Origin of the sequence: Daejeonella sp. (assembly GCF_044342615.1) — a bacterium.
Classification (GTDB): Bacteria; Bacteroidota; Bacteroidia; order Sphingobacteriales; family Sphingobacteriaceae; genus Daejeonella.
Window position 1 is genome coordinate 1 of record NZ_JBIIPN010000112.1, and the last position, 8404, is coordinate 8404.

Sequence of the window (8404 nt, forward strand, 5' to 3'; positions counted from 1 at the left end):
TTAACTACAGATGAAATTGATAGTAATCCAGATCCAATAGATGTCATAAAACCCGTAGCTAAGAAAAAACCAGGTTATTAAATTGAAAATATTTAATTAAAGATTATAAAAAGCTATTTTGATAGATTGATTAAACTCACCAATGTAATCATATTTATGCAGGATGCAACCTTTATGAATTTGAAACTAGGTTAGCTGCCTTACCTAATTGTTATTAATTCATTTTGGGCTGATTGTATAAATATTCTCCAAAATTAAGGCTTCAGATGATTCTGAAGCCTTAATTTTTGTTTTTTCACACTGTCTATAGAGTTGCCATTGATTCCAGAAATTGATTTTCTATTACAACAAAAAGGCTGTTGTACAATTTAGCGCAGCGCCTCTTTTCGGATTCATCAATAATAGGAGTCTCTAGACTCCTCTAAATCCAAATTAAGTTATAATCAATAAATCTATTTTACTTCCGTGCGCCCAACACGTCAAATTTGATATTTAAATACAATTACCATAAATTTGAACTAAGAATTGTCCTATTATACATTCTGCTATAACTAAGCGATACAAAATAAGAATTAACCTAGGATTTTTTTGCCTTTTTATATTTTATAAAATACAACATAGATTTTGAGTCGATTAGTAATTGTAATCGGCTCAGCTGTTATCGCACAACTGGTTTTAACATTGGTAACCGAAGTGATACCAAGCTTGCTGCAACTCTGGATATTTTCTACCCATATTTATTATCTTAAATTATTTTACGTGAATCCACTTTTAAATACACCGATAATGGATAAATATGGAATGAAGATTATCGAATTTTTTTCACAAATCTAGATTACTTAGAAATCCAGCTTTAGAAATTCTCTAATTGATATTGATAGTAATCTACAAAAACAAAGTCGAAACTAGAACAATATACTTATACCTATACCTTGGTATCAAAATATATATATAACTTAATGTCAGTAATTATTAAGAGAATATTATAACAAATATTAAATTCAATGAAAAATTTAAAAGAAACTAAAAACAATCCCAACTATCCGGAAATCAAAATTGGGTCACAAATTTGGATGAGTAAAAATCTTAATGTGGATACATTTAGAAATGGTGATCCAATTATTCAAGCTAAAACCTTTGAAGAATTAAAATTAGCTGCACGAGATGAGAGAGCAGCCTATTGCTATTATGGAAATCTCAAAACCAGAGGTGAACTTTTTGGAAAACTATATAATTGGCACGCAGTTAATGACCCAAGAGGACTAGCCCCTCAGGGATGGCATATTCCTACAGTTGAGGAATGGGAAAAATTGATAGACTTTTTAGGAGGCGAGAACGACGCTGCAAGTAAATTAAAGGCAAAAGACTGGTGGAAAATGGATGATAGTGCAAACAATAAAAGTCTTTTTAATGCGATGCCGAGTGGTTATAGATATGATGATGGAGATTTTGATCGTATAAATTATAAGGCAAACTTCTGGACTCCTGAATTAACAGTTAGATCTAACGGTGCTTCTGCATATACTTTTTCATTAGAAAGCGATAATTTTGAAAAGGCTGTTAAAAAGGATAGTGCTGGAAGAAACTTTTTTATGTCTGTAAGATGTATTAAAGACTAAAGCGAAGAATTATCTAAATTGAGAATCCAAATAACATCAAAAGGAATTACCACTACCCGTAGAGTTTAGCGCAGCGCCTCTACGGATTCATCAATAACAGGAGTCTTCAGACTCCTCTAAATCCAAATTAAATTATCATCAATAAAGCATTTTGCTTTTTTTCGTGAGCCCACTTGGGCTTCCCTACTTTTGTGGGGATAAACTTCTCACCCAGATAGGCTAAAAGCAAAAAAGCAAACTCTTTGAGTTTGCTTTTTGTGCGCCCACCTGGGCTCGAACCAGGGACCAAAAGATTATGAGTCTTCTACTCTAACCAACTGAGCTATGGGCGCTCTTCAAATCTTGTTTTAGATTTGAGAATGCAAATTTACGCAAATTCAATCAAAATGTGAAATTGAATTTGGATATTATTTCATCTGATATTTTTTATCACAGCAAATTTAAATCAAATGAAAAAATATAAAATTAAGCGCTTGATTTACAGAAGGTTTAAATTTGTAAAGAATATCCTGTTCTCGACTAAACAAGCATCCCACAATAATTTAGCCTTATTTTCTGATACAAAAGCCAAGAAAAAATCATCAAATCAATCCCCAAAAAAAAGAAATTGAATATATTGCATTGTTTATGGATACTATAAAAAACATCATCTTCGACTACGGTAACGTTATCTTCACCATAGATTTCAATCGCGCACAGCAAAGTTTCTCAGAATTAGGCATCAAAAACGTAGAATCTTTCTTTGCACATAAAGGTCACAGTCCCATTTTCGATCAATTTGAACAGGGTTTTATCTCCCCTGCCCAATTTAGAGATAGTATTCGCGCTGTAGCTGGTATCTCAAGCCTAACTGATGCAGAAATTGACCATGCCTGGAACTCGCTCCTCATTGGCGTGCCTGAGCCTAATCACGATCTTCTGCTAAAAGCAAAGAAAAAATACAGGACTTTCCTCCTCAGCAATAACAATGAAATCCATTATAACTCGATCATAGATTATCTAAAAAGGGAACATAATTTGGAATCAAACGCTCATTTTTTTGAGAAGGATTATTACTCCCATCTCATGAAAATGCGTAAACCCAATCCAGAAATATTTGAATTTGTTTTAAAAGAACATCAACTAAACCCCGCCGAAACACTTTTTATTGATGATAGTCCGCAGCACCTAAAAACCGCCGCAGAACTTGGCTTACACACGCATTTACTTTTACCTGAAGAGAGTTTAGAAAGCTATTTATATGGCTCTGGACTCTTAACTGAATAATCAAATTTTATCAGCCATGGAAAACAAAAGAATCGCTTCCTTAAAAGAATTTTACCCTTTTTATTTAACAGAACACAGAAATTCAACGAGTAGAATTTTACATTTTATTGGGACGTCATTGGTACTCCTACTCATCCCAGCAGCTCTTTTATTCCACGATTTAAGACTTTTAATTCTCATCCCTTTTGTAGGATATGGTTTTGCTTGCGTAGGACATTTTTTCTTCGAGAAGAATAAACCCGCAACCTTCAAATACCCTGCTTATAGCCTTGCATCCGACTTCATTTTGTTTTGGGATCTCCTTCGCGGGAAGGAAAAATTCTACCCTAACAAGCTCTAATTCAGTCCCCTACGCTTAAGCTCCACCGCAATTAAACGCAACTCTCTACCCATTTGTCCGGCAACAGATGTATTTTCTTCTGCCCTTCTGAAAAGATAGGGCATTACCGCTTTTACTGGTCCGTAAGGCACATATTTTGCCACATTATAGCCAAAAGCAGATAAATTAAAGCTCAAATTATCGCTCATTCCCAACAGTTGCGAAAAATAAACGTGCTCATGATTATGCGGAATAGACTTTTCATCAAGCAATTCGGCCAATAAACGGCAGCTATCTTCATTATGCGTACCCGCAACGAATGAAATTAGTTCAATTTTATCAATGCAAAATTGTAATGCAAGATTATAATCACGATCGCTAGATTCTTTATCTTCTTGAATTGGAGATGGATAATTCATGCTCAGAGCACGTTTACGTTCTTTCTCCATATAGGCACCTCTAACTAACTTAGCGCCCATGAAGAATTTTTCTTGGCTGGCAATTTCCGCATCCGCTTTAAGCGAAGCTAATTTATCATGCCTATATAATTGGTAAGTATTATAAACAATGGCCTTTTTCTGATTGTATTTACGCATCATCTCTAAAGCCACCACATCGATTGTATCTTGAATCCAGCTTTCCTCGGCATCAATCATCACTTTTACATCTAAATCATCCGCCATCTTACAAATTTGATCTACTCTATTTTTGAATCGCTCAAAAGCTGCACTTTCTTCTGCATCCAGAATTTGCTTAGCATCCATTTTCTCCAATAATGCAAATTTACCGAGCCCCGTAGCCTTAAAAACTGTTAAAGGAATACGTTTATCACCATCCGCATGTTGGATAGTTTTCATAATTTCAACACAAGTGGCATCAAAAACGGGCTCATCTTCCTCCCCTTCCACCGAATAATCAAGAATAGAGCCTACACTTCCCTCATGAAGTTGCTTAACTGTACCTTCACATTCCTCAATATTCTCACCACCACAAAAATGTTTGAAAATGGTAGCTTTAATTAAAGATTTGATGGGTAAGCCAATATTTAGGGCTAAATTGGTTATTGGCGGACCAATTTTAGTTAAGAAATTGATACTTATTAATTTAAAAAGCCAGTAAGCGCCTTTAAGTTCGGCATCTGTTTTTCCACGGAAAGCGTTCTCTGTATTGTCAAAAGAAAGATTTGTGCTTTTCAACTCGAATTTTTGCATGTACAAAGTTAGAAATATTGAGACATTTACATACGAAAGGTAAAATTTGTAAGTTTGCATCATGCTAGATTTTACATTAGAAGGAGAATTTATCCACATGATTCAATTACTGAAAGCTGCTAACATCGCGCAAAGTGGTGGAGAGGCGCAAATGCTAGTTGCTCAAGGTGAGATAAAATATAATGGAGAGGTAGATTTCCGCAAACGTTTAAAAGTGAAATCTGGGGATACTGTTGAGTGCAGAGGACAAATAATTAAGGTGAAATGAAAGCGATTGAGAGCAATCTTTATTCTGTTTTTTTTGAGAACAGTCTCCAAAGTTTAAAGCATTTTCTTACAGAAAATAAATACAGCAAAGTTTTTGTTTTAGTAGATAGCAATACCGAAATCCATTGTTTACCACTTTTACAGGATGCTCTGGGCGATATTGAATTCGATGTAATTGAAGTTACTCCCGGTGAGGAGAATAAAAACATTGATTTCTGCATTGGTATTTGGAAAATGTTACTCGATTTTGGTGCGGATAGAAATAGTATCCTTATAAACTTAGGTGGAGGTGTAATTACAGATATGGGCGGTTTTGCAGCATCTACTTTTAAGCGTGGGATTGATTTTGTGCAGGTTCCTACCACCCTACTTTCGCAAGTGGATGCTTCCATTGGCGGAAAAACAGGCATTGACATGGACAATGTGAAAAATATCATCGGGACTTTCACTCAACCTCAAGCGGTTTTCATCCACAATGCCTTTTTAAGCACGCTAGATCCACGAGAGCTGCGTTCTGGCTATGCAGAGGTCATAAAACACGGATTGATTTATGATGCCGATTTGTTTGCAAAAATAAAATCTGTTAAGCCCTCTGGGATTAGTCCCGAGTTCATTTACCGCTCCGTTGAGATTAAAAATGAAGTCGTAAAAGCCGATCCTTTTGAAAAAGGCCTCCGTAAAATTTTAAATTTTGGACATACCATTGGACATGCGCTAGAGAGTTATTCGCTTCAGCATGACAAAAAACCACTTTTACATGGGGAGGCCATTGCTATCGGATTTATCTGTGAAGCCTACCTTTCTGCTAAGAAGAATAAATTATCAAAGGAAGAATTACGTGAGATTATTGAGGCTATTAGAGCTGTTTTCCCTGCATACAAGGTAGCTAAATCAAGCTATAGCGATTTGCTTGAACTCATGAAGAATGATAAAAAGAATACTGGAGGTAAAATAAGCTTTTCATTATTAAGTAAAATTGGAGCTTGCGATTTTGATAACCATTGCACAGAAGAGGAAATTCTGGAGAGTTTAGATTTTTATTCAAATTTTAAAAATTAAATTTTGACAGAATTAAATTTTGTACTACATTTGAAAAAACAAGGATGACAAAATTAAATACATATTACTACGCGTATTTTTACTTTAAAAGTAAGAACGGGGAAAATATGCAATAAATCTTAATATAGAAATTAGCAAAGAGTCCCTGCCCAAAACGCAGGGACTTTTTTATTTAACAACAAAATGCAAAAAAAGCGAGTAGCAATTCAGGGTATACGTGCTTCATTCCATGAAGAGGCGGCATTTAAATTTTTCGGAACAGACATCGAAGCCGTTGAATGCAATTCTTTCAAACAAACCTGCGAAGAATTAAAAAATAAAAAGGCCGATTTTGTGGTGATGGCCATTGAAAATTCTATCGCCGGAAGTTTATTACCTAATTACACGCTTCTCAGAGAATACAATTTTACCATTGTGGGTGAAGTTTATTTAGCCATCCAACTCCATTTGCTTGCCCTTCCGGGAGTAAAATTTAAAGACATTAAATACGTGCAATCGCATCCCATAGCTATACGCCAATGCAGCGATTTTTTTGATGAATTCCCTCATTTACAAGTAATTGAGAGTAGTGATACCGCTGCTTGTGCAAAGAAAATCAGAGAAGAAAACTTAACTGATACCGTAGCAATTGCCAATCAATTAGCAGCAAAATTATATGACTTGCAAGTCATGGAGCGCAGAATTGAGTCGAACAAGAAAAACTTTACACGTTTCCTCATCTTAGCGGATAAGCCAATTGGAAGCACGGAGGCCAATAAAGCATCTCTAAGTTTTCAAGTTGGAAATTCAGTAGGCTCATTAGCTGAAGTGCTAAATATTTTCTCTGAACATAAAATCAACCTCAGTAAAATCCAGTCGATGCCCGTTTTAGGCAAACGCAATGAGTACAATTTTTACGTTGATATCGAGTGGAAAAACCAATCAGATTATGACCTTGCCATCCGTAAAGTATTGAAACATACAGTCAACTTTACAATTATGGGAGAGTATCTGAAAAATGACAAAGTCTAACCATTAAAAAAACAAATAAATTAAAAAATTGAATCTCGGAATTGGAACGAGGAAAATTAAATTATCAAGATGAAATTAAACTTAAAATTACAACCATTAAACACTTGGTTAGACACAAAAAATGAACCTTTATTAATTTCTGGTCCATGTAGTGCCGAAACAGAAGATCAATTATTAGCCACAGCTCATTTATTGGCTAAAACTGGCAAAGTATCGGTTCTGAGAGCAGGAATTTGGAAGCCACGTACTCGTCCGGGTGAATTTGAAGGGATTGGAAGCATCGGTTTAACTTGGTTAAAAAGAGCAAAAGAGGAAACTGGTTTACCTACAGCGGTAGAAGTTGCTACTGCTAAGCATGTGGAAGAAGCTTTAGCTGCCGGTGTTGACATTCTTTGGGTGGGTGCACGCTCTACAGTAAATCCATTCACCGTACAAGAAATTGCTGATGCCTTGAAAGGTGTTGATGTTCCAGTTCTAGTAAAAAATCCGGTAAACCCTGACATTCAATTGTGGATTGGTGCCTTAGAACGTATCAATAATGCAGGAATTACTAAATTGGGTGCGATACATAGAGGTTTTTCATCTTTCGAAAAAACAGCCTTCAGAAATGAACCAATGTGGGAATTAGCTATACAACTAAAAACATTAGCTCCTGAACTTCCTATCATTAACGACCCTAGTCACATTTGTGGAAACCGTGAATTGATTCAATACGTGGCTCAAAAAGCGCTAGATTTAGATATGCAAGGATTGATGATTGAATCACATTTGGATCCATCTGTGGCATGGACAGATGCAAAACAACAAGTAACGCCTGCTGCTTTATCAGATTTAATGAATCTTTTGACATTACGTAAGCCGGAAATTAAGGATAAAGATTTTAGTGATAAATTAGCTGATCTACGTGAAAGTATTGACAAACTTGATGATCAGATCATCCAAAAATTAGCTGAAAGAATGCAGGTTGTACAAAAAATTGGTGAGTACAAGCGTGATAATGGAGTAACGATTCTTCAGGTTAACCGTTGGGATCAAATCATGAATAAACGTAGTAGCTTTGCTAGTGCATTAAAACTCGACCTAAACTTTACCGGTAAATTGTTAGAATTAATTCATAGTGAATCTATTCGCAAACAAACCGAAATCATGAATGATAAAAAAGGTGCTTAATTACCATGAGTTCTAAAAGCATACTTATTTCAACTGGGCAAAAACAATTGAATTGCACCATCCCTCTTACAGGATCAAAAAGTGAAAGCAATCGCGCTTTGATTATGGAGGCATTGAGTGATGGTGCAGTTCAGGTGTTGAATATTTCTGAAGCTGCCGATACGGTAACCTTGAAAAATATTCTGCAAAACACTAATAATCAAACAAATACTATTGATGTTGGTCCGGCAGGGACTGCCATGCGCTTTCTAACTGCTTTTTATTCTTTGCAATCTGGAACAATAACTCTTACTGGTTCTGCGCGTATGAAGCAACGCCCTATTGGGATTTTGGTTGATGCATTAAAAAGCTTGGGTGCCGACATACAATATATTGAAAATGAAGGTTTTCCTCCCCTGTTAATTAGTGGTCCGCTGAAACAAAAAACCGATCAAGTTAAGATCAAAGGAAATATCAGCAGCCAATATATTTCTGCACTCCTG

Annotated in this window: 8 protein-coding genes, 1 tRNA gene and 1 pseudogene; 8 read left to right on the forward strand and 2 right to left on the reverse strand. The window is 35.6% G+C overall.

Annotated features, from left to right (window positions below):
• Window positions 1–1004: 1004 nt before the first annotated feature.
• The gene (locus ACIQ0D_RS09745; protein WP_395805111.1) at window positions 1005–1619 is read left to right on the forward strand and encodes a fibrobacter succinogenes major paralogous domain-containing protein; all 615 of its coding nucleotides are present in this window, start codon (window positions 1005–1007) and stop codon (window positions 1617–1619) included.
• A gap of 258 nt (window positions 1620–1877) precedes the next feature.
• Here ACIQ0D_RS09745 and ACIQ0D_RS09750 read toward each other — a convergent pair.
• Window positions 1878–1951: transfer RNA gene (locus tag ACIQ0D_RS09750), tRNA-Ile, on the reverse strand.
• 295 nt (window positions 1952–2246) lie between these two features.
• On the opposite strand from ACIQ0D_RS09750, the gene ACIQ0D_RS09755 reads away from it, so the two are divergent.
• Window positions 2247–2885, forward strand: coding sequence for an HAD family hydrolase (locus tag ACIQ0D_RS09755; protein WP_395805113.1), 639 nt, complete (start codon window positions 2247–2249; stop codon window positions 2883–2885).
• 16 nt (window positions 2886–2901) lie between these two features.
• Complete coding sequence (locus ACIQ0D_RS09760) at window positions 2902–3225, forward strand: Mpo1-like protein (RefSeq protein ID WP_395805115.1); 324 nt, start codon at window positions 2902–2904, stop codon at window positions 3223–3225.
• On the opposite strand, the gene ACIQ0D_RS09765 is transcribed toward ACIQ0D_RS09760, so the two are convergent.
• Window positions 3222–4415, reverse strand: a complete 1194-nt coding sequence (locus tag ACIQ0D_RS09765) for a proline dehydrogenase family protein (protein ID WP_395805117.1) — start codon at window positions 4413–4415, stop codon at window positions 3222–3224. The two genes, ACIQ0D_RS09760 and ACIQ0D_RS09765, sit on opposite strands and share 4 nt — an antisense overlap.
• Window positions 4416–4476: 61 nt before the next feature.
• On the opposite strand from ACIQ0D_RS09765, the gene ACIQ0D_RS09770 reads away from it, so the two are divergent.
• The 5 genes and pseudogenes from ACIQ0D_RS09770 to ACIQ0D_RS09790 all read left to right on the forward strand — a co-directional run.
• Window positions 4477–4683, forward strand: coding sequence for an RNA-binding S4 domain-containing protein (locus ACIQ0D_RS09770; RefSeq protein ID WP_395805119.1), 207 nt, complete (start codon window positions 4477–4479; stop codon window positions 4681–4683).
• Window positions 4680–5741: a 3-dehydroquinate synthase gene (gene aroB, locus ACIQ0D_RS09775; protein WP_395805121.1), complete on the forward strand. Its 1062-nt coding sequence runs from the start codon at window positions 4680–4682 to the stop codon at window positions 5739–5741. Before ACIQ0D_RS09770 ends, aroB begins: the two co-directional genes overlap by 4 nt.
• A gap of 183 nt (window positions 5742–5924) precedes the next feature.
• The gene (locus tag ACIQ0D_RS09780) at window positions 5925–6752 is read left to right on the forward strand and encodes a prephenate dehydratase (RefSeq protein WP_395805123.1); all 828 of its coding nucleotides are present in this window, start codon (window positions 5925–5927) and stop codon (window positions 6750–6752) included.
• A gap of 69 nt (window positions 6753–6821) precedes the next feature.
• Window positions 6822–7922, forward strand: a complete 1101-nt coding sequence (locus ACIQ0D_RS09785) for a chorismate mutase (protein ID WP_395805124.1) — start codon at window positions 6822–6824, stop codon at window positions 7920–7922.
• Window positions 7923–7927: 5 nt separating this feature from the next.
• Window positions 7928–8404, forward strand: a pseudogene (locus ACIQ0D_RS09790) (3-phosphoshikimate 1-carboxyvinyltransferase); the annotation flags it as partial.

Excerpts from the sequence above, each read along its gene's own strand:
- ACIQ0D_RS09760 (WP_395805115.1), top strand. The coding sequence starts at position 2,902 with ATGGAAAACAAAAGAATCGCTTCCTTAAAAGAATTTTACCCTTTTTAT.
- ACIQ0D_RS09755 (WP_395805113.1), top strand. The coding sequence starts at position 2,247 with ATGGATACTATAAAAAACATCATCTTCGACTACGGTAACGTTATCTTC.
- ACIQ0D_RS09770 (WP_395805119.1), top strand. The coding sequence starts at position 4,477 with ATGCTAGATTTTACATTAGAAGGAGAATTTATCCACATGATTCAATTA.
- ACIQ0D_RS09780 (WP_395805123.1), top strand. The coding sequence starts at position 5,925 with ATGCAAAAAAAGCGAGTAGCAATTCAGGGTATACGTGCTTCATTCCAT.
- aroB (WP_395805121.1), top strand. The coding sequence starts at position 4,680 with ATGAAAGCGATTGAGAGCAATCTTTATTCTGTTTTTTTTGAGAACAGT.
- ACIQ0D_RS09745 (WP_395805111.1), top strand. The coding sequence starts at position 1,005 with ATGAAAAATTTAAAAGAAACTAAAAACAATCCCAACTATCCGGAAATC.
- ACIQ0D_RS09765 (WP_395805117.1), bottom strand. The coding sequence starts at position 4,415 with ATGCAAAAATTCGAGTTGAAAAGCACAAATCTTTCTTTTGACAATACA.
- ACIQ0D_RS09785 (WP_395805124.1), top strand. The coding sequence starts at position 6,822 with ATGAAATTAAACTTAAAATTACAACCATTAAACACTTGGTTAGACACA.